Source organism: Algoriphagus resistens, from assembly GCF_001442615.1.
Taxonomy (GTDB): domain Bacteria; phylum Bacteroidota; class Bacteroidia; order Cytophagales; family Cyclobacteriaceae; genus Algoriphagus; species Algoriphagus resistens.
Window position 1 is genome coordinate 578,577 of the sequence record NZ_LMXN01000002.1, and the last position, 24,272, is coordinate 602,848.

A 24,272-nucleotide genomic window follows, 5' to 3' on the forward strand; every position below is an offset into this window, starting at 1 on the left:
TGTCCGTACAAGTCTAAAGCGAGATAGAACCCATTAAAGAACCCCTGGGCCTTATAAGTTGGCAGGTACATTACAGTTAAAAATCGGGAATCCGGACCCCTGACATTACTATAGCCAGACTGCATCCGGTAACTGATGGGTATTTGACCCAACTGTTTTTTTACCACCCTGAACAACCAGATGCGACATCAACAGATGATTCGTTAGGATTTATAACCGGCGATGTCCTGTAAATGAATTCATTGTTATTGTTTCTACAGCAATATCTCATTGGTAGCTACAATTGGATCCGGCAATTCCGTTTCCCCAAGCATTTCCCTTAAATCAATTTCAATGGCCCTGCTTATTTGGGCCATTGGAATATCATTGGCTCCCCCCTCGAAGGGATTTTCGGTACTTTCTCCGACCTGTTCCAATGAAGTGAAAACCCAACCTATAATTACACTGAAAGGAATGGTGAGCCAAATACCATATTCCCCCAGGCTGCTCAATGGCTCCAGCAATCCAAAGGGAACAAGAATTACCAGCATCCATATAAAATATAAGCTGATGCTTGTAAACTGACGGGGGTAAGGGAAATTTTTTATCCGCTCACATCTACCCTGATGGTTATAAAAATCCTTTAATTGATTTCCCAGATTCACATAGGGAAACTCCTCTATCAAGCCCTTCTTTTTCAGTCGTTTTAAATCTTCGGATTGTAAAGCAAGAAGCTGCGTTGCACGGTTTTTCCTCTCCAGGATATGTTCCAGATCTTCCTGTGACAAAAATGGTTTTAAATCATCCCGGATATCAATTTCCCACTCGGGAACCTTGTAATAAGTTAAGTATTCCTTAAAGTAGGGTTTTGACTGGTTTTCCCAACTTTGAGGTTTCCGCAACTGATGGCGCAAGGCCGTAAGCCATGCAAAATGCCTGTAAATGATTCTTTGATGGATTTCTGCCAGGTATGGGCCATCCTTGCCCTCCTGCTTTTCAGTGATAAAATCCCTGGTCATTATTCCCCAGGTACGGCTGTCATTGATGATAGCACCCCAGATCTTTCTGGCTTCCCAGAGACGGTTATAGGTTTGTGTGTTCCTGAATCCTGCAATAAAGGAGGCCCCTACACCCACCAGAGCAATTATAGGCCAGGGAATGGCAATCCAATGAATTCCAAAAAGGGCAAATACTACCGTTGGGACAGTAGCTAAAACCAGTAAGCGATAAATATTCCTTCGGGTCCAAGGGATAAAATGTTTGAGTTTGTAATAACTGCCTGTATTCATACTATTACGTTTTGTTTTGCCGGGCTGTGAATTTACTGATCAAAATACCTACTAGAACGACCGTATAAAATTGACCTACGATACCGATGATAGCTACCGCTAACTTGGTAAAATAGCTGGCAGGAGAAATATCTCCATAGCCGATACTAGTCATTGTAATGCTGCTGAAATACACAAAATCCATATAAATAGTGGCATTGTTGGTCGTGTCTATTCCGTTAAAGCTCCCGGGATTTTGTGTAAGACAATATTGGAAAAAAAAGGTTGAAATTTCGATCAACAAGAGATAACCGCAAGCTGAAGCCAGGATTATATCCTGATTGATATAGCTCGGCTTGACCAAAAACCGGATGATTTCATAAAATATAAAAATGAAATAGGCAACATAGGAAATGTTCAGAAACAGGTAATAGGTTTGACTATTACCAAAAAAAGTCAGCCCTAAAGGCAAAGCAAAAACCATTATAAAAAACAGGTTACGGAGTATATTCTTCCATTTTCCTTTTTCCAAATATACCCCTATGCTGGCAACACCTAAAACAAACATGTTAGCAGGCCATATTACACCAGTGTATAAAGGTAAATCAGTCAGAAAAATCCCTATAAACAGATGTTGGAGTAATGCGAATAGAAGTAACTCGTATTTGTATTTTTGGATAAAGTCTTTCAATTCCCTTCCCTGATTTCTTTGGATTTGCCCTTTCAAATCTATCGATAATTTGTCTGCCCTATATTCAATCCGTCAAATTTGTATCCGGAATTTTTATAAAAATTAAAATTCACTTTAAACAGGACCTTAATCCTGCTTTAAAACCGGCTAGACTTGGACAGAAGGCATTGTCTTCCTAAAGGAAACTGAAGTCCTGGTGTTTCCCTTTAATCCCTGCATTTAGAAGAACCTTAATCCAACATGACCGAAAAGAAAAAGGGGTCAGACAATTTTTGCCTGACCCCATCTGGTTTTCTGGTATTCAGAATTAAAACCCCAGACCTAAGGCCATAGAAGCAGGCATAAAATCAAGATCCGACACCTTGGCTGCTGCTCCTGTCATTAGATTTACTGAATACACTCCCGAAGCTCCTCCTACAGCAAACACGCCATAAGCCATATCAGAGGTCCCTCCGATATCAAATCCGTTAGCATCCGTGATATCAATCCCAAGAGAACCTATCTCAACCAATACCCCGTCATTTGGAGGAGACACTTGATATACCATGTCTTTTTGGGCATCGATTACGAAAAGGGCAGTGGAAGCAGTTCCTGCAAAGCTCTGGGTATAGGCGGCTCCACTAGCCATCGGGCTTCCTGGGTTAAGGCTCCCATCCACTGCAACTACTGTCCCTAAATCAGGATGCAACCTTAGGTTCTGACCCTGTTCTGTTATCAGGCGTATTCTGTCTACTGTAGGGTTAAAATCAAATCCTATAAAATCACCCTTAGCCATAGGATCAAGCGGCATCCCGATAGCGGTCACTGCGCCACTAGAAGGGTTCACGCTATATAACTGGCTCATATTGGAAATAGCTAGCAACTGACCATTTTCGGGACGAAAATCAAGCCCAGAAATCATCTCACCATCCATCAAGCCTACAATATCCACGACGATCGGGTTTGGATCAGTGGGATCAAACCTGTATAATTTATTGGCTGCATCTGTTGCGTAAGCGATTGGATTGGTTTTAAATGCTATGCTTACCACTGGCCCGGTAAAAGTACCAACCCACATTGCTTCACCAGTAGTAAGATTAATGGTATACAATCTAGATTCATCATCTTTTCTATTTACAGCCAGAGCTACTGAATTATCAGGATTTATATCCATATCTCCTATTCCATCAAAATCAACACCCAAGTCTCCTACTTCTTCAAGACCACCATCGTTCGGAGGAACCTGTTTGTAAAGTTTATCCTGTTCGAAATCAATATCAAAAAGAGTAGTACTTGTGGTTCCCGAAAAGCTATTGGAATAAGCCACCGCACCAATGCGCGGATTCATTCCCCCATTAATCGACCCATCGGTGGCTACTACTGTACCTAATTCGGGGTGTAATCTTAGGTTTTGACCAGACTCTGTCACCAACCTTACCCTATCTACAGTAGGATTAAAATCCAGCGAAGGATTATCACCTGAATATGCAGGAGAAAAAGGCGCTGTCCCCAAAACTGTAGCAGCACCGGAATTTTCATTGATGTGATATAGTCGGCTTGCAGAACTTAAAGCATAGAGTTGTCCCGTTGCAGGCCTGTAATCTATCGATACGATCATTTCACCTGATGTCAAACCTGTTATAGCTGTAGATGCGGTAGGTGACGCTAAATTTTGAGCATCATACATTAAAATTTTATTATCAGAAGTCAAAGCAGCAAAGCTTACTTCTGGAGCGGTTCCAGGCATGTCAAGGATAGGGTCCATGTCATCATTTTTGTCATCACAGGAAACAAAAGCCAGTGAGATTGCCATACCGGCAAGGAGGGCTAGGGAAATTTTGGTGCGCTTCATTGGTTCAGATTTTGGTTGAATAGTTGATTTGTATCATTTACGAACTCAACTATTCAACTGGATTTTCAAACCTGTCAAAAAATTCAAAGGACACCTGAAAAATCAAAAAATACTTTAATTTTTATAAAACACCGGAGATTTTCTATTGATGTGATTTTTATATTGACAATAGCTCTTTGCCTATTATATAGATTCCCATTATCAGCACAAACCATCCAAACCCTATTTTGAGTGCTTTTTCATTAATCTTTTTGGACATGGAGCTTCCTATGAATATACCAATTATAGATAATCCTGTAAAAACCAACAACATACTCCAATCAATAGTCTGATTTGAGACATCTCCTAAAAAACCGATCAATGATTTGGCCGCGATTATCAAGAGCGAGGTGCCAACAGCCATTTTCATAGGAAGCTTTGCTAAAAGCACCAGAGCAGGAATAATCAAAAATCCCCCACCGGCCCCCACCAGTCCGGTAATTAAACCCACCAAAATACCTTCTACAGCTATTAATGGAATATTGAATTTCAACTCACTTACTTCCTCCACGTTATTCTTCCCATTCCCCTTGATCATAGAATAAGATGCAGCAAGCATGATCAATGCAAAAAACACCATTATCCCAATACTCTTGGTAACTACCAGATCCCCCATAACAACCAAGGGGTCAGGCAAGGCCGGGACGATAAATTTTCTGGTTAAGAAGACGGCAATAAAGGAAGGTATAGTAAAAACCAACGCAGTTTTATAATTCACCAACTGCTTTCTCATATAGGTAAAGGATCCTACCAGAGAGGTGCTTCCTACCACAAAAAGTGAATACGCTGTAGCTAAAACTGGGTCAATGCCTAAAATGTAAACCAGAACAGGTACTGTCAAAATCGATCCTCCTCCCCCAATAAGTCCCAAACTGACGCCAATTACTACTGCGGCTACATACCCTACAAGTTCTATTAACTCCATAATACTATTCTACTAATTGATCTCACAAAAGTACTTGTGATCTCTAGGCAATGAAGTGACAAATGTTACACTTATTGTATTAAGGTTGGCAGTCTCTGGATTATTTTCAAAAAACCGAAACTACCTAATCCCGGATTTATTCTGTCCTTATAGGTTGAAATAGTTTATTAATTCATTTACAATTGCCTAAATTAAAGTGAATAAAGCCAACCCGATGAAGATAATCCTAGCTATAGATTTTTCAGATAATTCCATAAATGCCCTGGATTTTGCCATAGCTCTTGCAGGAAAAAGAGAGGGAGAAATCATTCTGGTTCATGTGATAGAATCTGTTTTTGATTTTGCATCGCAGGCTGCTGTAACCCTGGAACATATGCACCGGGATGCTGAAACAATGATGCAAAATACATTGGAAAAGTATCAGGACTCCAAGCTAAAGTTCACAACACTGATCAAAGAAGGCACCGCCTCTATCTCGATAGTGAGAATAGCAAAAGAGGTGAATGCTACTTTAATAGTGATGGGTACCCAAGGGGCAAGCGGCATAAAAATCACGCTTATCGGCAGTACCACTATTAATCTGATCCGGGAATCTTCCATCCCTGTGTTAGTTGTCCCGGCTGAGTCAAATGCTTCGGCAATATCTAAAGTAGCCTTAGCACTGGAATTTGCGACTCATGAAGAAAAGTTTATCGACTGGGTCATTGACATGAGTATTAGGTGGGAACGTGGGCTGGAATTCATCCACGTGCAGACAGCTTATGATTTCGAAGAAGAACCGGGAATCAAAAAGTTAGAAGATTTTATTGCTACCCATCATCCTGGATTGCCAATGAAAATCCACACCTTTTATGCTAAAACCCCTGTGGAAGGCCTAGATCAATTTTTGGAAGAAAATGAAAATGTAATCCTGGTCATGTGTCATGCACATAAAAATCTCTGGGATCAGGTTCTCAACCGCAGCCAGACTATGCAAATGGTTTTTCATTCCAAAGTCCCTCTCTTGATTATGCCTTAATCATTTGTTTATCAGCTCCTCAAAATCATCTCGGATGTAGATCACATTTCTACCGAGTTCTATCCACTTCTTTTTTTCCAGTTGTTTCAAAAGACGGGATACCACTTCTCTAGAGGTGGTCAGCTCGTTTGCAATTTCCTGATGGGTGGTATGGAGCTCATTTGTTTTATGTTGTTTCATTTTAGTCACTATATACCTCATCAGCCGTTCATCCATGCGTTTGAAGGCTACTGCGTCCAGGGCCACCAGCATTTCCTGAAAACGGCTTTGATATGTATTCGCTATAAAGTCCTTCCACTGCTTAAATTTATCAGAAAACTGATCAATAGCAGTGATGGGTATTCCGATAATAGTCGCATCTTCTTCCACGACTGCTTTAATTTCGCTTGGTTTCGAAGACGAACAACAGGTCAAAGAGAGTGCGCAGGTCTCTCCGGCATCCAGAAAGTATAAAAACAATTCCCTGCCATCGTCATCCATACGGGATATTTTGATGGATCCATCCAAAACAATCGGAACCATCTTGACAAACTGCCCCGGTTCCATCATTACTGTCCCCGCCTTCAGATCCATTAATTTACCTTTTGACAAAATCTGCTCCAATAGCTCTGGATCAGTGAAATTTGGTAATGCTTTCCGAAGTTCGTCTGTAGTCATATTATTTTCAAATGAGGCCAAATCTACGAAGCATTTGCTTGTGCCTAGGTGATTTATATCACAAGTATACATGAAATCGGGCATGACGAGAACGTCACACACTGGGATGATTATAATGCATATGAGATTCCATATGGGCTATAAAGACAAATTATAATCGTTTGCAATGCCGTCCATTAACTCTGAAAGGCATGTAAGGTTTCACAATTTTCCATTTACACACAGGTAGGACAGCAGACAAAAGGCACTTTAGTCAGTGGAGATGTACGTAAAATCCTAAAATGACCTAACCCTCTGCTTAAAGGCTGTATCTCAGACATAAGATTTATCTCAGGCCTTTTGGCTTTTAATCCTTCAGCAAAGCGTCCAGAAACTGCGTTCGCCCCAGCATTTCTAATGTCAGACAGATGATCATGGATATTTGTGATATTACCAAATACTTCTACGACCAACACACTGAGCGGGCTGTCTTCCGGTAATCCAAAAGACTTCAATTTTTCCGCGATATCTTCTGAGGTCACTATAGCTGTGCCCACAGGCTGTTCATCTTTTATACTTGCCAACAGATTCCCCAATTGCAAGGCAGGTTGATTTAGCTTTACACTTCCTGTGGTATATTCTCCTATTGTAGGTTTAAAATATACCTGCTGGGTTAACTCATTTATCTTCTTCAGACGTTTCGGATCTGTATTTACCCTCACTCCGATTTTCATTTCTATTTCGCCCAATAAAATATTTCGATGATCTCTTCCATCGGCTTGAAATACCTGGGCATATACCATTGTCCACAAGCTGGTCCGCGGGGGTTTGGCCGTCACATTTTTACCATTATGTACAGCTTTTGCATACGGAGCACTTACATAAAGATGATTCTCATTTCTATTGAGTGAGCAAAGCAAGGTCGGTGCAGGGTGTTGAATCCCGGTTACTCTCAAAGGTCTCCCAAATCGACCTTGAGCAGTGGACCAAAGATTATCTTCCCGATCTGGCCAATGACCATGACCGACCCTAAATTCATACGTAAAGAAGCCAAACATTTCCGCGCTTTCAGCATGCAAACCAGCAGGTATGGGCATCATATAATGCCTATCGCTGTCAGTAGCCTGAACCATTAGTTGCATTGCTCCGATTCCAGCTTTGTCATCGCTTTGACCTGGGATGATCTGCCTAGTAAATTCTGGGTCAAGGCTTATTGGAGCCTCCTCAGGTGGCACAAACTGCTCCCCCTCATTACTTGCAATCAGCTGGTCAGGTGCATTGCCAAGCATCCTGCAAAAATAAGTATCATCCGGATTCTCAACTGGCTGGTCAAACTCCACCCACAAATACCGCTGCCTAGCTTCTGAGGAACTATAATCTTCTGTTCTCTCATAAGGAGAAAAAGCAATACCTACACTGACCAACTTAGGTATCTGAACAGGTGGAAGGACTGTAGGCAAGGTAAGTCGGTCTGTCTCTACTGTCTGCGCATTTGGGTGGCCGTTCTTGGTTTTAGGGTTAATTTTATACTCAGCCCAAAGCTCATCCGGAAATCTTAGGTCCCCGTTAGTTTGCTTCAATTCATTTTTTGGATCCAGGGCATCTATGTATACTATCCTGGTATAATTTCTATTGACCCGGTCAAATCGATCCGGCTGTAGTGCTTCAAAGGATACTGTATGCTTTAATTCAATATCACCTAAATAGGTATTTTTTCTCGCTTCAGTATTTTTATCCTTCCTGAACTTAAATTCTCTCTCAATTACAAATGCTACATCTTCCAGGCTGTCCCATGCCCAATCTCTGTTGATTTTGTAGCTCAGTGTAGCAATCCACTGATTATAGAGATCTGCTTTGGTGGCAAACGTAATGGAACTACCATCAGGTGCCAGTGTATGCCGTATTCTGGAATTACATCCGATAGCAATTCGTTCCCCTTTCGGCGCTACCAGGGTAAGGCCCTTTGCTTCCAGCCCAAGCGCGTTGGCAAGCCGCTCTACAACGCCTGACTGTTGCTCTTCAGAATCCCTCCTCAATAAAGATGAAAAGATGTTCTTCTTAATTGTAGGAACGCTATCAGGTTTTAAAAATAATGCCTGAACCGGCTGAACTGTCTCAAAGGGCTGCAGCAAATCCAGTTCGGCAGCAGGTTCTTTATACAACATGAATTGTTGAACTTTCCCAAACCTGCTATCCTTGTCTTCATCCTCATCAATAAAACCAAAATAACTTTCAGGTGCGCCTTCTGAGCTGGCTTCTGCACGGAGTGATACACGAATATGCCTTCCGGTAGGTACAATCAATTGTTCCATCCCATTGATGTCATCAAGGAGTAATTCATCATCCAGGAATGGATTGGCAGGTTCGCCAAGATTCAAAACAGGAACATCAATAAATTCTATTGGTACAGTTAAAATCCCGTCAAAGTCAGAAGGAAATGCCCTGGTCGTTTCATAAAGCGTGATATAACTATCCCTACCATTTTGACTCAATTGTGTATCCATACGGAGCGACTTCACCTCAACCCGTATTTTAACCTGCTGCACATCCGGATCCGACAAAGCAGGTTTTAGCATATTCTCCTGGAATGCCAATCCCTTCAATAAGCCGATAGGGTCCTGCCCTATGTTTTGGTATTTATTTGTGAAAACAACAGCAGGATATTCCAATAAAGGTCTTTGGATAGTAAAAGTAGGATTCGCATCAAACTGTGTTTCCCCATCATCAGTAGCATTGAAATAGGTACGCAGATTATTTTTAATTTCAATCGGCTTCTCGATTCTGAGCATACCCGGGTTTACATATCTCTTAAAAGAAACACTGGTTTCAGGGCTTGGCGCTGCATTAAGCGGGGAATCTGTCAGATTGGGTCCCCCACCGGAAATATCAGTCATACGGATTCTAAACTCGTAAGAATTCCCATACCTAAGCTGAGTATCAAGCGGTGTTGGTATCAATGCCTGATTTTGCTTTACTTTTTTATCCTGAAATTCATTCAGCTGTTTACCATTGTCCTCATTATTTCTATAGATCTCCAGTGCATCTTGGTCCTCAGTCACCAGGCTTTTACCTATCCAATGGGCATAATACATTGGTAACCAAAAATGGTCACTGTTAGGCCCGCTGATTTTATTGGGATAAACCTGATATGGAAGCTCAGTGGAGCCGGAGTCCAATTGCCCGGAAAACATATTTTCGGCCTCATTGATCTCAATGCTGTTTAGACTTTCCCACTGATTTCCTTCAGCTTTCTGTCTGACATCAATATGATAACCCATTACCCCCAATGGAGCATCAATTCTGCTCATAGATCCGGGATCAGCCGGATTCTCAATCATTTGCCGTAAGTACCAAACAAGAATCTGCTCATCATCCCATCCTAATCTAATTCCTGAATCCGATTGAGGAGGAAGCTCGTCCTGGCTTTCCTCTAACAAGTTCCCGCTTACCGGCTGATTTGCATGTACTATTTTAGCAAATCCATCATTGTAGGTTTGCGCTTCCATAAACAGTTCATCCCATGGTCCTAATGGTACCGGTTCGCTTGGATCAGAAACCTTCTGATAAAGAACCGGAAATAGTACTGGCGCAAAGACAGGTCTTGCAGTCCCGATGGACAATGTAGGAATCTTGGCGGCATATCTTTTTATCAATGGGCCGTCGGTTTCCTCCAAAAGAGCGGCTTGTGCCCCTGAATAGGGATCATTGGTGATATCCGCATATAGATAGCCTCCCTCTTCAAACCAGCCGGCCTCAACTTCCAACTGAACTTCATAGATCATCCCGCAAGCTTTTGCTAGAAGAGGCTGCCGTAGGATATTCGCAAATACTTTGCCCCAGCTTAAGTTGGTCTTCGGCTGGTAATTGACTGTTGGGATTTTATCCCGCACAGCACAATGATACCCATCATCAGTGAGGGCGTTGGGATGTCTGGGTTGCGTGAAATTAAACCGCTCTCGGTATGATTTAGGCAGGTATTTCTTGATACTTTTCTCCACTGGGACAGGATCCGGCAGCTTGTCGCTATTGTCGGTTATCGGCAGAGGCATAGCGTCAGCCACTTTTTGGATTATCCCTGCCTTTTCCGTTGCCGGGATTACATTGACCGATCTTTGAATCGGGATTCTCCCCGGTGCAGTTGCATTGCTCAAAGGAAAATCATCCGTGCCCCTGACAATCGAAAAGCTAAATTCAGGTTGCAGATTTGCAAATCCAGGGACATTGGCCGGATTAGCCAAACCTGTTGACCAATCCGAGAACGGATTTGCATTTCTTGGAACAACCACAATGTTAACAGTCAATATATTTCCATCAAATCGTTGAGGAAAAGTCATTAAGGAAATTAATCTTCTAGGTTCCATAATTTAGTTATTGAGGTAAAAAATTAAGCTATCTGACGGCTTTCTTGCCAGGTCTCTTCAAAGCTGATATTAATAATAAAGCAGATACTGATATCTAAGCCGAAGGTCACTGAAGCGGTGCAATCGGTTCTTTCAGGACTGGAGATTCGCTTCACCGTACCACTTGCTTCGATATAAATCGTTATACTTACTATTCCCCCCAAAAGGTTGGCATGCCCTTTGAAAAGCATAAATGCGGTGAGCTCAATGGTGTTGGCGTCTGCGTACATTTCGCATCCCACCATATAGGTTACGCTGACATTCCCAACAACCGGAAGTCCAACAGAGATAGTAGCTCCAAAACCAAATTTCAACATCAGACTAGGTCCGATCTTGGTGTCACAGGCGATCCTGACTTCTACAGATCCTACTGCATAAATAGTAGCTGCACCTACAGTCACACACATGACTTCCAAGCCTCCGTTGAATTGTACAAATCCCCCGGCAGTCGGCAACAGTTGTGCTGGATCAGTAGTAACTTTTAATGCTGCATTGAAATATACCCCCAAAGCAAGGCCTGCCTCCAACCTCAGCGGACACTGTGGGGAGTTGTAAACTGAATCTTCCGGTGGGAACCGGATAAGCGGGATTTCTTTGGAGGCTTCAAACTTATACTCCCAAATCTCACCTGCATTACTCATCGCTATTTGAAGACCTTTCCTCATCACAGCCCCATAATCCCCGGTACTCAGGGCCGCAAGCATCTGCAATAATTCAATCACGGGTTCCAATGCTTCACTAAATTCTACTTCTGGCAGCGGTATTCCGTCCAGAGGTCCCGGACTATCTTTATCTCCTGCGTATCCAGACTCTTTCCCCTTTCCTGCATCAAAATTGCCTTTGATAGTCATCAATCGCTCAAAAGAGCCCAGATCTACTACCATTGCCACATTATTCACCTTGCTTTTCCAGGTATCTGCCAGGTCGGTTGCAAATGAATCCACATCAAAATTGAGTTTTGAGTCCACGTACTGTTTAGATCCATTTTTCGTTTGCTCAGCTTTGTATTCAATATAGATTTTCAAAGCATCCATATTGACCAGATAAAGTGGATCAAAATTGGGAATATCAAATGCCAAAGCTTTGTTCAAAACACCATTGGCTTCGCCTGAAAGCAGTTTAAATCCTTTATCTATGATTTTCCCAGCCTCTTCTTTGGCAGTGATCTCCATTAACTCCAAAACCTTCCTTCCCCCATCAGTAGCAGCATTTTCTATAAAGGCAGCTACTTTATTGCCCTCCCCGTCAACTCCATCTAACAGCGCAATGGCTTTCCCGAAGTTAGAATAGGCATCTCCTACATTAGGGAAAATGCTGCTTCCGTTCATGAGTTTGTAAGCGTCTGAAAATATCGGTGGCGTTTTACTCAGGAGTTTTGAAATTCCCTTTTTATAACTCGGAGTAAGGAAAAGTGCCTTTTGGGTGGAAGTGCTCTGCAGAAACCCGTAATTGATGGTGGATTCGACAGGATTTCTGAGAATCTCCATTGGATGTGCGAATCGTACCAGATTATTAGCCACTTCAGACGGGTTTACAACTGTCTCTTTCACCCACTTCCCAATCCGTATTAATGGGATTGGAACATGCGGGGGAAGTGGAGTTATTTCTCCTGAGCCTGTTTCGTGCTGAACCATACTCCAGCTACCGTCTTTTGGCAGAAGAACTGACCCCCGGGTGGAGGCTACAAAAATCGGTGCAGTTGAAGGGTTCCCTGGCTTAACAGAAGGGGAAATATCGAAGCGGTTGATCTGCATCTGTTGTCCGGATTGCCCTACATCCATCACACAATTGATATCGCCTCCCATTAAGCCTCCCTGACTATCCAGCAATAATTTGAGCTGGGCTGGTGTCAACGGGATACCAGGAGGGGATAATTGGACATAACCCAGGATCTTCTTGGCAGGCGTTTTTCCGTTTTTATGGCCCTGGACCAGATTCTCAATGGCTATATCAGCATCAAAATATACTGCCGTACATCTCACTTCCTGGTTAAATGGTGGATCAGGATTGACGATAGTATCTCCGCTTTCATTGATATACGCTTTGCCAGTCGGTATGGAATTAGTTGTTACAAAATCAGTTATTGTGCCATCCTCTTTGATATTGCTAATGTTGAATAACCCCCTTAAGGTACCCGGATGCAATTCATAGCGCTGGTCTTCAACCAGATTCCCAGGCATACTTTCATCTATGAATTTTGCCCTAAAGTCAAAAATCCCATCAGATTCCGGCTGCCAGCCACTATCGGTCCTATAGATAAATCCAGAACTTGTCCTAAAAATGGTAATTGTCCGAACCACACGGATTCCCCAGGGATATATTAAGCTTTTCACCTGAATCACCTCATGCGCTGTCCTTCCCAGCATAATATCAAACCGGGCCTGACTCGTCTGCGCGATTGCTGCAGAAGGGCTCAGCCAATTACTGAATGTGCTCGCGCCATAACCTGTAAAGTCAATCTTACTCACCGGTACTCCTCTCTCATGGATTTGGGAAGGATTGGCCTGATCAACAAAAAACTCCCCATTGAAAATTCTTGTAACACTGTCTCCAAGCGTACTTGCACCTGTGGCACTTCCATTCATTCCCAGGACATTTGCCAGCTGAACGGTAAAACCAGCAAACATCGGCAGGTCATTTTTCTTTGGTTCCCCAGGAAATTTCTTCCCATAATTTCCGGCCGTAGCCCTAATCTGAATTCCTCCCCTCAGCTCATTCGGAAAATTAGGGCTTACTTGATCAAGCTGTGGCTTTACGGTCTCTTTTGAGTTAGTATGGGATAATTCGGCCATCGCCCTAAGTCCAAAGGGAAGAGTAAACAAGGCCGCAACCGGTGTTTGTTTCTTCTGGTATTTCTCCAGTATATATTCAACAAGAGGTTTAGGTGAAATTGCGATCCGTTCCTGATGGTTGTTAACCAATCTTGTAGGCCCTCCATCGTTAGGATAATAGTTAAATAAAACCGGTGGATCCCCTGGTTTATTTTGGCCTGGTGGTGTCAAATTAAATATTGGTTCCCACGCTACCTGCGGCAGCATGAATAAGCGGGTCATCGCTCCCTGTGCGATAACTTCCATCCCTTCAACAGAAATCAGCTGATTTCCTGTCTGCGAAATAGTGGCCTCAGACTCGCCCACCGAGCTGGCGACACCGGTAGTCACGCGCTGGCCTCTGGAGAACCCTAAACTGACACCTAATTGATTGGCATTGGAACTTACGTCAAGCAATGCAAAAAAATCCGTTTCAAAAGGCCTGGTAAATGGCTGAAGCTGGTCTTCATATGGAGGCATTGAATTGTCCCTAGCGATTGCTGCTGATGTAGCCTTTAGCGTTTCATGGCGGATAGCTGAGGATTTCAGCTGATTCACAGCCAAAAGGCTTGGAGACTCCACAGCAGATGAGGCACCAGCGGCAGCAGTGGTATTATTCGCTGCTCCAAAATGAAAACTCACCTGGACTTTATCTTCTTTTTCATCTATTGGCTCCTGGGAAATCTGACAAATCAGCCAGCTTTGGATGCTATCGATACCTCTACCTCTTTTACCAAACTGCCGGCTGAGGATGCCCAAATTAGCGACATAAGGATCCGGTAAAGTTGGCATGTAACTCAGCATTCCGAAAACCAAGAATGTCTGGCTTTTAACAATCCTGCTCCAATCCTCTGCGCACTCACCAAAAACCAAAGCACCATTAACCGGAGAAAGTGTAAAAAGTGCGTTTTCCAACGCTACTGCAATGGGTTTAAAATCAGGGACTTTATCAAAAGGTAATTTATTGTCCCACAAAATATTATCGTCCAGTATATAAATTAATTTCTTAACATCGGATCCTGCCAAAACCAAGGCCGAGTTTTTGGTTTTGACTGCCACAGGAAGACCATTCACCTGTAAAGGCCTATCCACTTTGATCTGGGCATTTGCCAAAGCAACCAACATCTCGGTACCTTCCGCAAGCGCGTTGTACATAAACATGGCCGACTTATTAAGTGCTAAAAAAACAGCCGTGCCGTAGGGATTAAAATCATCTTTCCAATGATCCAATTCCTGAAAACCACCCTCCCCATCAGCTATCAGATCAGTGATTCCTATTCTTCCATTTTCAACAAGAATCTGTGGTTTCAACAGTTTTAGGTTTTTACCCTGAAGGCCTTTCCAGCTGAACTTCAACCCCGTCTTCAATTCTTGCAGTATCCCTCCCGAACCTGCTACTTCCAAAGGTGCTGAGACATCCAATTCCGCTGCCGGGATTGCCCACCAGGAATTGCTGACAGAAGCAGACTCCTGAATTTCAACCATCGGGCTCTTTTGCATTTTGGGAGCAAATTCAGCTACAGAACAGCTATAAGGAATCAGTAATCGGGATAACTGGGTGCTGTAAGCAGGCACTTTATTAAGGCGACTAAAAGATGCCGTTTGCCCATATACAGACCATTGCGCTGGACCACTTGCGGCAATTTGGGCCTTTGAAGCTCCTGAGAATGAAAAACTCAAACTTTCTGGATTCTGGACTTTTGCCTCAAAAGCATCTTTGCCGTGTTTCTTTTTAGAATCTGTCGCATCAGGAGTCTGATCCACATCCAGTTGAACCTGGACAGTAGTGTTAGCCCCCAACACAAGTTTCTCTCCCTGCAGTACCGGATTGGCACTCAACTGGATTTTACCGTCTTTGACTTTCAGTGCCGCATATCGAGTGTTAGGAGCAGTTGAAGCAAGCATGTCGGCCCGTATATAAAAACTACCTGCTGTGACATCATAGTTTTTGGACACACCAATCTTTGGAGAATTGACCGGCTTACTAACAAGCTCTTGAAAGGATGCTTTGAATAACAGCACAGGAAGATTGCTGTTTTGCTGATATATGGCAACCAACTTGATGATCTTATAAAAATCAATTGCGATAACTCTACCGTCAGTCTTTGTTAACGGGCCAATTGTCTTTTCCACTTTGGCACCAGCAGCCCATGCGGGAACACTGCCCTTTATCTGTGTGCTCCGGACAGGAACCTCCCGGACAAATGCTTTTAATTCTGGCCCTTTTTCTGTTGTTGCCTTTTCTTTAGTGGCTTTCCCGGCCTCTTTCCGTATCAGCTCAATTTTTTTCTTTGGAATTCTGTCCTGAAAAAAAAGCTCCGAACGCTCAAAACTGAATGATTCAGCTTTAATTTCAGAACTATCCTGAATCAACAGCGATTTTGCCAACAGAGGGACTCCCTCCTCCCATTGTTTCTTATCAATTGCTTTGTCTGCATTTAGATGGCCGAAGATATCTGCCAATAAGGATTCTAGTTGATCTTTTTCCATGGTAAAAAGTGTTTAGAATGGGGAGCTTTTTCACTCAAAAACTGTAAAACTCGGTTTCAAATAAAAATAAACTCAAAAACAATCCTTGATAAAAAAAGCACTGTCAAGCTAGAAAAATATTCTTTCAAACACCAATGTAAATCACTGAAAATCCAATAATTACACAATTAATTTTAGTATAATTTAAGAATTATGGACTACTAAACTATTCTGCCTTTCCGATATAATACAGTTTACAATGATTTCTGCGGCAGTGCTGCTTCCAATCATCACCTTAGGCTTAGGCTAGCCATTAGTTAACTGAGGAAAGATTACCCTTCGTGCTGGATTCTAAATGACCTCTGAAAAACAATTATAAACGGATAAAATCGAACATTTCGAAAACGACACACATAGGGATGATTATTCATCGTGCGAGATTAGCATTCGCATTTTCGTGGAAGACAGGAAAGAATTCAGTCTAAATCATGAAAACTTTGCATTAACATAAGCGTGCTGGTTCAATACATGACAAAAATCTTCTTTATTTTTCTTTAGATTCATTCCAAATAATTCTATTTTTGCGTTCGGTCAAAAGACCAACGCAATTCTATGTTCATAACAGCTGATACAATACCTGTCACCCGGGCTGCAATTATCCAAGAAATCTTAGATTCTCCGTTGAAAATCAATTTAATGGAACTTGGTTTCCTACCGGGTAAAACAATTACTCTCCATCATTCTGCTCCAATGGGAGGCCCTATGGCGTTCAAACTTGAAGAAACCATACTTGCCTTAAGAAAAACCGAAGCTTCACTCATCGAAGTACAATTGCTTTAATTTCATGCCTGAGTCCCCAACCCCCTCTCTAGTCAAATCACCGAAAGTTGCCATTATCGGAAACCCGAACGTCGGCAAATCGACCATCTTCAATCAACTTACAGGATTAAGCCAAAAAATCGGTAACTATCCTGGGGTAACTGTGGATAAAAAAACCGGGTGGATGAATTACCATGGAAGCAGTTATGAGATCATTGATCTTCCCGGCACTTATAGCCTTTACCCAAATTCTGAAGATGAAATCATAGCTCACCGTGTATTGAATGAATTAAGCGACGAGGAAAGACCCGAATTTGTCTTAATGATCATCGATTCATGTCAGCTTTCCCGTGGCCTGTTTTTAGCTACCCAATTAATAGATTTGGGACTTAACCTTGCTTTAGTACTGAATATGGCTGATATCGCGACAAGGAAGAATATTGCGATCAAAAGCTTTGAACTATTCAAAACACTAGGTGTTCCGATTTTGAGTACTGATGCCCGGGGAGAAAAAGGACTGGATCAGATCCGTGAATTAATACATCAGCAAAATTTCAGTAAAAAATCTTCCTTCATCAACATCGAAGAGGTAGTGCCTGCTTCTTTGCTCAATGAAGTCAAGTCTAAATTTGGTCTTTCCAATTCCTACCAGGCCTATCAGATGCTCCGGTTTGGAGAAAAAGACAAGGCATATTCACAGGATGACAGAAATTGGTTAAAGACGAAACTAGCTGAGAGCACCATTGACCTGGACAAGGCCCAGCTTGAAGAAACAAAGATCCGGTACAGGCAAATCACAGAGATTGTTGACAAAGCGGTACAAAAAACCCCAGATGTAAGTCAGGAAGCGGGCGTCGATAAGATTTTACTTCACCCTGTATTCGGGTACCTGATTTTCGCAGGGATTCTTCTCCTAATTTTCCAAGCCATTTTTGCCTGGGCTTCAGTGCCTATGGATTTGATCGATGGCTTTTTCGCAGAACTTTCGGGCTGGGTTTCAAATCTGCTCCCTGAAGGGCCACTGACCAGTTTAATTACAGAAGGAATTATTCCGGGAATCGGGGGAGTTGTAATATTTATCCCACAGATCGCGATGTTATTTGGTTTTTTGGCCATACTGGAGGACACAGGTTACATGTCCAGGGTAGTATTTTTAATGGATCGCTGGATGCGTCCTTTTGGACTACATGGAAAAAGCATCGTTCCTCTTGTTTCTGGAGTGGCATGTGCTATTCCAGGTGTGATGGCTGCCAGAAATATTGGTAACTGGAAAGAAAAAATAATTACCATCATGGTGACACCGCTGATGAGCTGCTCAGCACGTCTGCCAGTTTACATTATTCTGATAGGCCTGGTAGTTCCTGATGAGCTTATCTTTGGAATTTTCAATCTCCAGGCTGTTGCCCTGCTTGGGCTTTATTTGCTGGGAGTAATTGGTGTTTTTTTTACTGCACTTCTTCTAAAAAACATTTTGAAAACCAAAGAGAAGAGTTTTCTGATGGTGGAGCTTCCTACTTACCGTGCACCTAGGTGGTTCGATGTATTGCTTACCATGTATACTAAGTCAAAGACTTTTGTGCTGGAAGCCGGTAAAGTGATCCTTGCAATTTCAGTCATTCTTTGGGTATTGGCTTCCTATGGTCCACCTGAGCGTATGGATGCAATCAGAGCAGAAAGCGAACTAAAACTTGCCCAGGCTTCCCCTGAAGAAATCCCGACAATTGAAAATGAAACTGCTTCACACTTGTTGGAAAACTCCTTTATAGGCATCATGGGAAGAGCAATAGAGCCTGTAATCAAGCCCCTGGGCTATGATTGGAAAATCGGTATCGCATTGATCACTTCCTTTGCAGCCAGAGAGGTATTTGTATCGACCATTGCGACCATCTATAGTATAGGATCAGATACTGAAGATGAGCTTACCATCCGGGAAAAACTCAATCAACAGGTCAACCCTGAAACTGGCGAAAAGGTATACAATACTGCGACAGCATTTTCTTTAATGGTCTTCTACGCATTTGCCATGCAATGCATGAGTACACTTGCTGTAGTATACAGAGAAACTAAAGGCTGGAAATGGCCGTTGATCCAAACAGTATACATGACTGCATTGGCGTATTTTTCAGCGCTTTTGGTCTATCAGATTTTATCCTAGGATGTGGCAGGAAATTATAGTTGGCATTATTGTATTGGCGGCATTGGGTTATTTGGTGAAAAAATATTTCTTCAAATCAAAGACCGAAGCTGGCTGTGATAAATGTGCAAAACCCTGAATTTTGCTTGAAACAATCTCTTAATGCAAGTTTTTTGATACTTTTAAGCTCATGGGCAAAGTAGCCAAGCAGAGTATCCAAACCACCGTTTTTTCCTATCTGGGAGTTGTCATTGGCTATGTCAACGTGCTTTGGCTTTATCCTTATGCATTGGATGCTTCCCAGCTCGGGACTTTCCGCACGATTCAGGATCTGGGATTGTTATTTGTCCCTTTCGCCCAGCTGGGTGTAGGACACGGTATCACACGGTTTTTTCCTCAGCTAAAATCCAATCAATCCGCATTTCTGAGCTATGGATTGGTTTTTTCGATGGCCGGATTTGCTGTTGTGAGCATGGTTTTTTTGGGCTTTAAGAGACAGATCATAGAACTGTTTGCAGTAAACTCCCCCGAAGTAATTGACTTTTTCGGTATAGTCCTGCTGATCACCTTGTTTGCATTGTTGAGCAGTATTTTTGATGCATACAGTCGATCTTTTGTCAAGGTAGCCGTCCCTACTCTCATCCGGGAGGTATTTCTTCGCCTACTTACAGGAATTCTGGTAGGCACATATCTTTTAGAATTGATCAGCTTTCCGCAAGTGATGCAAGGTTTGGTGGCAGTTTATGGATTTGCTTTCTTGGGAGTCTTGGTTTATTTACTTTGGTTGGGAGTTCTAAAATTGGATTTCCGCTGGAATACCTTTCCTCAAGGCTTCCGTACCTCTTTTATACAGTTCAGTCTGGTTACTTTCTTGGCCACCGCTGCTTCTACACTAATCATGAAGATTGACAGCATTATGGTAAGCTCCATGATCAGCCTTGAAGCAAATGCCATTTACACCATTGCATTTAGTATGGCACTGGTGATAGAGTTACCCCGAAGAGCGATATCCCAGGTGGTGATGCCAGTGATAGCAGATCATTTTGCCAAAGGCAACCATGACGAAATCAACAAGCTATACAAGCAAGTTTCCAATCGTCAGCTTTACGTGTGCCTGCTGCTGTTTATAGGACTTTGGGCAAATCTTGATTCACTGTACCACTTCATACCAAACCGGGAAATCTATGAAGCCGGAAAATATGTGGTATTGCTGATCGGACTGGGCAAGCTCCTTGATGTTATGTTCTCTGTCAACGGGGAAATTTTGGTTTTTTCAAGACATTATCATTTTAACCTGATCGCCACCATAGGAATGAGTATGTTAATCATCGTATTGAATTACCTGATGATACCGCGCTATGGAATCGAAGGGGCTGCAATGGCTTCTGTAACGGTCATGTTTTTATACAACCTCACCAAGTACTTATTTCTTAAAATCAAATTGGGCTTTGAGCCATTTTCTATAGAAACAGTGAAGATAATCCTTGTAGGTATCCTGGGGTTGGGGTCAGGTTACTTCAATACTATTTCTGAATCCCCTCTTCTAAATATAGTCTTCGTTAGTACCTTGGTTCTAACTACCTATTTATTCTTTTCAAGATTATTTGGCGTAGGAAAGCAAGAGTGGGAATGGGTAAAAAGCAAAATAAAAAAGTCCGGGTCTTAGAGTGTTGCAAACCTCCTACTTGACAAGATTTGAGCTGCCTATTAACCGCAAACTTCCACTGTTATCCTGACTCTTGCGAATCGAGGTCCCGCGGGTGCAGGATGAGGCCTGTTTTTGGGAAGAGCTTCACTCGGTAAATTTGTAATTTGTGAAGTTTGAACATGTCGACGACCCGGACAGCACAAATATACGATTTATTACATGATAGGTTGGTGAAATTGGTTTATGATTCCGATAATGTATAGTCAAGAACTGCGAAGTCCGTAGGCCTTAATTATTTATACCAGTATATTATTTTAGATAAATCACTAATCCAAGACAAGGAAAGCTCTAACTAGCTGGAATCAGGATTTATTCGAAATTTTATTTCACCCAATACCTAAAGTATTCCTTGTATTCCTCTTAAATTTGCATTTCTAAAACATTTGGCGCTTTATGTATTTGATTAAAAAGATGGTCGTTTGCCTGGATCAGACCTCATTGGATCAGACGCTGATCCAACATGCGGCTTTTATAGCTCAGGTGAACCAAACCAAAAAAATCTACTTCGTAAATGTGATTAAGAACCTCAGCATTCCAAAGGAGGTGCTGGAGGAATTCCCAAATTTGGTAGAGAACATGGTCAACGAAAGACAGGAAGCCATGGAATCTGTGGTGAATGAGCACTTCAAAAATCCTAAGGGAATTTCTTTGAATTACATCGTAAAAGAAGGCTCCCTCTCTAAGAAGATATTAAAGCTTGCTGAGGAAAAATCTGCGGACATGATCCTGATAGGCAGAAAGGTTCATCTTCCTGGCACCGGTGTCGCCTCCTCCAGACTGGCTAGGCGCGCAAGCTGCTCTCTACTGATTGTACCCGAAGGGTCCATTACCAAAATGCAGTGCCTGCTGGTGCCAAGTGATTTTTCGGATTATTCCAAAGATGCTTTAGAAGAGGCTATTTTAATAGCTGAAAAGCATGGAGGACTTGAAATAGTATGCCAAAATGTGTTTACAGTCCCATCTGGCTATCATTATACAGGTAAGAGCTATGAAGAGTTTACCCAGATCATGCGTATGCATGCCGAGATTAATTACAAAAAATTCATACGTAAAATAGATACAAAAGGAATCAGGATCACTCCTGTATATACCCAGGATGTAAATGATGATCCGGTGGAAGAGATCGTGGCAAAGGCAAAGGAAATCGGTGCAGATGGCATAATCATAGGTGCAAAAGGCCGTACAGCTGCCACCGCCCTATTTCTGGGAAGTATGGCTGAGCGACTGATTCAGTATAATGACAGCATTCCGCTTTTGGTGACCAGGCCCAAAGGCAAGAACGCCGGCATTCTGGATTATATCCTTGAAATATAATTTTTTCCGCTGAAAATCAATGGGTAAGATTCATTTCCTCATGCTCCTCTAAACCCTTTTCTATAAATTGGGTCTAAAAGGCGAATGAAGAATAATGGTGATCAGGAAATTCTCCAACTCATCCAAAACTCCAAAACCAGGGAGATGGGTTTCAGGCAGCTTATCCTGACCTACCAAAAGCGGGTATACCATGTAATCAGGAGAATGGTTTTGATTCATGAGGATGCAGATGACATCACCCAAAACACCTTTATAAAGGCGCACCAGCACCTTGGAAAATTTAATGGGCAATCCAGCCTTTTTACCTGGCTGTACAGGATAGCAACAAATGAATCCCTGACCTTTCTGGAAAAGAAGAAAAAGCGTTACTTCTTTTCCATAGAGGACTATCAGGAGAAGATGGAATCTTATGTAGATCAGCCCGGAAATTTTGACGGGGACGAAATCCAGCGCTTACTTCAGAAAGCACTTTTGGGGCTTCCTGATAAACAACGGCTGGTTTTTCATCTGAAGTACCAAGAAGAGCTTACCTATGAGCAAATGTCAGAAATTACTGGTACCAGTGTGGGCGCACTCAAGGCAAGCTATCATCACGCTGTGAAAAAAATTGAACATTCCTTAGCATACGAATAAACTATTGATCCTCAACCCAGTCTAACTAGAAACTATGAAAAAATTTCAAAAAATTCAGGATTTCAGGGTCCCTGAAAATTATTTCGATAATCTTCCGGACACCATACTAGCTAAAGTCAATGCCCCGCGCACAGTAAACTGGATGAAATATGCCGCAGCGGCAGCCTTGCTTGTGGTAAGTTTCGGAATATGGCAATTCAATTCTTTTTCTAAGTTTGATACGCTATCCATGGATGAAGAGGTCAGCTTGTATATAGAAAGTCAATATTGGACTGCAGAAGATGTATTGACAATGGTCGATAATCCTGATGAAATACTGGATCAGATCATTGAAGAAGAAATGGTTTACCAAGTTGATGTAATGGAAGAAGATGTACAAATCTGGTTTTAGGCTTATAAAATACAGCATGTTGCAGGCAACCCACCTCCTAATGATTATACGCTACACGGGATTCCATATGGCCTTTAAAAGACAAATTATTATCAGATGAAATCGAGCATGACGCAAGCGACACACACCGGGATGATTATAATGCATGCGAGATTCCATATGACCTTAGAAAGACAAATTATAATCATATGAAAAAATATACACTACTAGTAGCCATTTTTGTTTTGGGGATCGGGACTTCTATTGCCCAACGTTCCGATACTAGATATGATCGCGAAAAACTTGAGGCTGCCCGAATTGCATTTATTACCACAAGGTTGGATCTGAAGCCCGAGCAAGCCGAGAAATTCTGGCCTATCTATAATGTATATGATGAAACCAGGAATAAAAACCTGAGAGAAATGATCGAATTAGGTAAAGTTCGGGATCTTAACTTAAGCGAGGGTGAAGCCCAGTCAAGAATCAATAAGAAATTTGAAATTCAGCGAAAAATGATTTTGGACGAAGAAATGTTTGTCAAGGAACTCTCCAGCGTTCTCACCTATAATCAAATCATCCAATTGGACGGACTTTCCAGGGAGTTTGCCAGACACATCTGGCAAAGGCGAAGAGAAGAAGATAAAAAGTAAAAAAGCGGCAAATGCCGCTTTTACTTTTTATCTTATCCTTTCTTCAAAAGGTCTCTTATTTCTTCAAGCAATACTTCTGATTTTGGTGGTGCAGGAGGAGGTGCAGGAGCAGCTTCTTCTTTCTTTTTCATACTGTTCATAGCTTTCACAGCCATGAATATCACAAATGCAACGATAATGAAATCCACTACATTCTGGATAAAAATACCATAAGTAAGCAATACCGGTCCTTGTTCTTCTCCGGCTGGCCCCACACTATTCTCCTTCAGCACTAAAGCCAGATCAGTAAAACTTACCCCTCCTAGTAATATGCCGATAGGAGGCATTACGATATCTTTTACAAAAGATGCGACAATCTTACCGAAGGCACCCCCGATAATCACTGCAACAGCCAGATCAATTACATTGCCTTTCACAGCAAACTCTTTAAACTCTTTCAGCATTCCCATAAGTATTTGGTTAATGGTTTAAATTATTTACTGAATATTTCAAAAAAAAAAATTCAATCCAAGACCTGTTCTACTATCTGCGCAATTTTAATTGGGAAAAATGCCGCTATCATCTCATTTTCCATCGAA

17 protein-coding genes are annotated in these 24,272 nt (G+C 42.1%); 9 read left to right on the forward strand and 8 right to left on the reverse strand.

Translation table 11 applies throughout. The features are described from left to right. Positions 1-254 precede the first annotated feature (254 nt). The 4 genes from AS141_RS05720 to AS141_RS05735 form a co-directional block, all read right to left on the reverse strand. Positions 255-1,268 (reverse strand): bestrophin family protein, encoded by a 1,014-nt coding sequence (locus tag AS141_RS05720; protein ID WP_057936657.1) that lies wholly within the window; start codon positions 1,266-1,268, stop codon positions 255-257. A gap of 4 nt (positions 1,269-1,272) precedes the next feature. Next, positions 1,273-1,974, reverse strand: coding sequence for a potassium channel family protein (locus AS141_RS05725; RefSeq protein ID WP_232424827.1), 702 nt, complete (start codon positions 1,972-1,974; stop codon positions 1,273-1,275). A gap of 271 nt (positions 1,975-2,245) precedes the next feature. Then, complete coding sequence (locus AS141_RS05730) at positions 2,246-3,769, reverse strand: DUF4394 domain-containing protein (protein ID WP_057936658.1); 1,524 nt, start codon at positions 3,767-3,769, stop codon at positions 2,246-2,248. Positions 3,770-3,926: 157 nt separating this feature from the next. After that, the gene (locus AS141_RS05735) at positions 3,927-4,733 is read right to left on the reverse strand and encodes a sulfite exporter TauE/SafE family protein (RefSeq protein WP_057936659.1); all 807 of its coding nucleotides are present in this window, start codon (positions 4,731-4,733) and stop codon (positions 3,927-3,929) included. Positions 4,734-4,947: 214 nt separating this feature from the next. On the opposite strand from AS141_RS05735, the gene AS141_RS05740 reads away from it, so the two are divergent. Beyond that, positions 4,948-5,751: a universal stress protein gene (locus tag AS141_RS05740; protein WP_057936660.1), complete on the forward strand. Its 804-nt coding sequence runs from the start codon at positions 4,948-4,950 to the stop codon at positions 5,749-5,751. On the opposite strand, the gene AS141_RS05745 is transcribed toward AS141_RS05740, so the two are convergent. The 3 genes from AS141_RS05745 to AS141_RS05755 all read right to left on the reverse strand — a co-directional run bounded on the left by AS141_RS05745 (position 5,752) and on the right by AS141_RS05755 (position 16,087). Continuing rightward, positions 5,752-6,408 (reverse strand): Crp/Fnr family transcriptional regulator, encoded by a 657-nt coding sequence (locus tag AS141_RS05745; RefSeq protein ID WP_057936661.1) that lies wholly within the window; start codon positions 6,406-6,408, stop codon positions 5,752-5,754. Positions 6,409-6,623: 215 nt separating this feature from the next. Continuing rightward, complete coding sequence (locus tag AS141_RS05750; RefSeq protein WP_157243396.1) at positions 6,624-10,748, reverse strand: hypothetical protein; 4,125 nt, start codon at positions 10,746-10,748, stop codon at positions 6,624-6,626. A gap of 23 nt (positions 10,749-10,771) precedes the next feature. After that, positions 10,772-16,087 carry a hypothetical protein gene (locus AS141_RS05755; RefSeq protein WP_057936663.1) on the reverse strand — a complete coding sequence of 1,772 codons (5,316 nt, stop codon included), beginning with the start codon at positions 16,085-16,087 and terminating at the stop codon, positions 10,772-10,774. A 591-nt stretch (positions 16,088-16,678) separates the two neighbouring features. Between AS141_RS05755 and AS141_RS05760 the strand changes: the two genes are divergently transcribed. The 8 genes from AS141_RS05760 to AS141_RS05790 all read left to right on the forward strand — a co-directional run bounded on the left by AS141_RS05760 (position 16,679) and on the right by AS141_RS05790 (position 23,694). Beyond that, positions 16,679-16,906: a FeoA family protein gene (locus tag AS141_RS05760; RefSeq protein ID WP_057936664.1), complete on the forward strand. Its 228-nt coding sequence runs from the start codon at positions 16,679-16,681 to the stop codon at positions 16,904-16,906. Positions 16,907-16,910: 4 nt separating this feature from the next. Then, positions 16,911-19,040, forward strand: coding sequence for a ferrous iron transport protein B (gene feoB / locus AS141_RS05765; protein ID WP_057936665.1), 2,130 nt, complete (start codon positions 16,911-16,913; stop codon positions 19,038-19,040). Between the two features lies 1 nt (position 19,041). Next, positions 19,042-19,158, forward strand: a complete 117-nt coding sequence (locus AS141_RS27370; RefSeq protein WP_082632191.1) for a FeoB-associated Cys-rich membrane protein — start codon at positions 19,042-19,044, stop codon at positions 19,156-19,158. 51 nt (positions 19,159-19,209) lie between these two features. Further along, on the forward strand, positions 19,210-20,685 hold the full coding sequence (locus tag AS141_RS05770) for a lipopolysaccharide biosynthesis protein (protein WP_057936666.1): 1,476 nt from the start codon (positions 19,210-19,212) through the stop codon (positions 20,683-20,685). Between the two features lie 435 nt (positions 20,686-21,120). Next, the gene (locus AS141_RS05775; protein ID WP_057936667.1) at positions 21,121-22,041 is read left to right on the forward strand and encodes a universal stress protein; all 921 of its coding nucleotides are present in this window, start codon (positions 21,121-21,123) and stop codon (positions 22,039-22,041) included. Positions 22,042-22,125: 84 nt separating this feature from the next. After that, positions 22,126-22,674 carry an RNA polymerase sigma factor gene (locus AS141_RS05780; protein WP_057936668.1) on the forward strand — a complete coding sequence of 183 codons (549 nt, stop codon included), beginning with the start codon at positions 22,126-22,128 and terminating at the stop codon, positions 22,672-22,674. A 34-nt stretch (positions 22,675-22,708) separates the two neighbouring features. Next, a complete protein-coding gene (locus tag AS141_RS05785) occupies positions 22,709-23,065 on the forward strand; it encodes a hypothetical protein (protein ID WP_057936669.1) in 357 nt (118 codons plus the stop codon). Between the two features lie 188 nt (positions 23,066-23,253). Next, a complete protein-coding gene (locus AS141_RS05790; protein WP_057936670.1) occupies positions 23,254-23,694 on the forward strand; it encodes a hypothetical protein in 441 nt (146 codons plus the stop codon). 32 nt (positions 23,695-23,726) lie between these two features. Here the strand turns inward: AS141_RS05790 and mscL are convergent, their stop codons facing one another. Continuing rightward, positions 23,727-24,143: a large-conductance mechanosensitive channel protein MscL gene (mscL, locus tag AS141_RS05795; RefSeq protein ID WP_057936671.1), complete on the reverse strand. Its 417-nt coding sequence runs from the start codon at positions 24,141-24,143 to the stop codon at positions 23,727-23,729. Positions 24,144-24,272 lie beyond the last annotated feature (129 nt).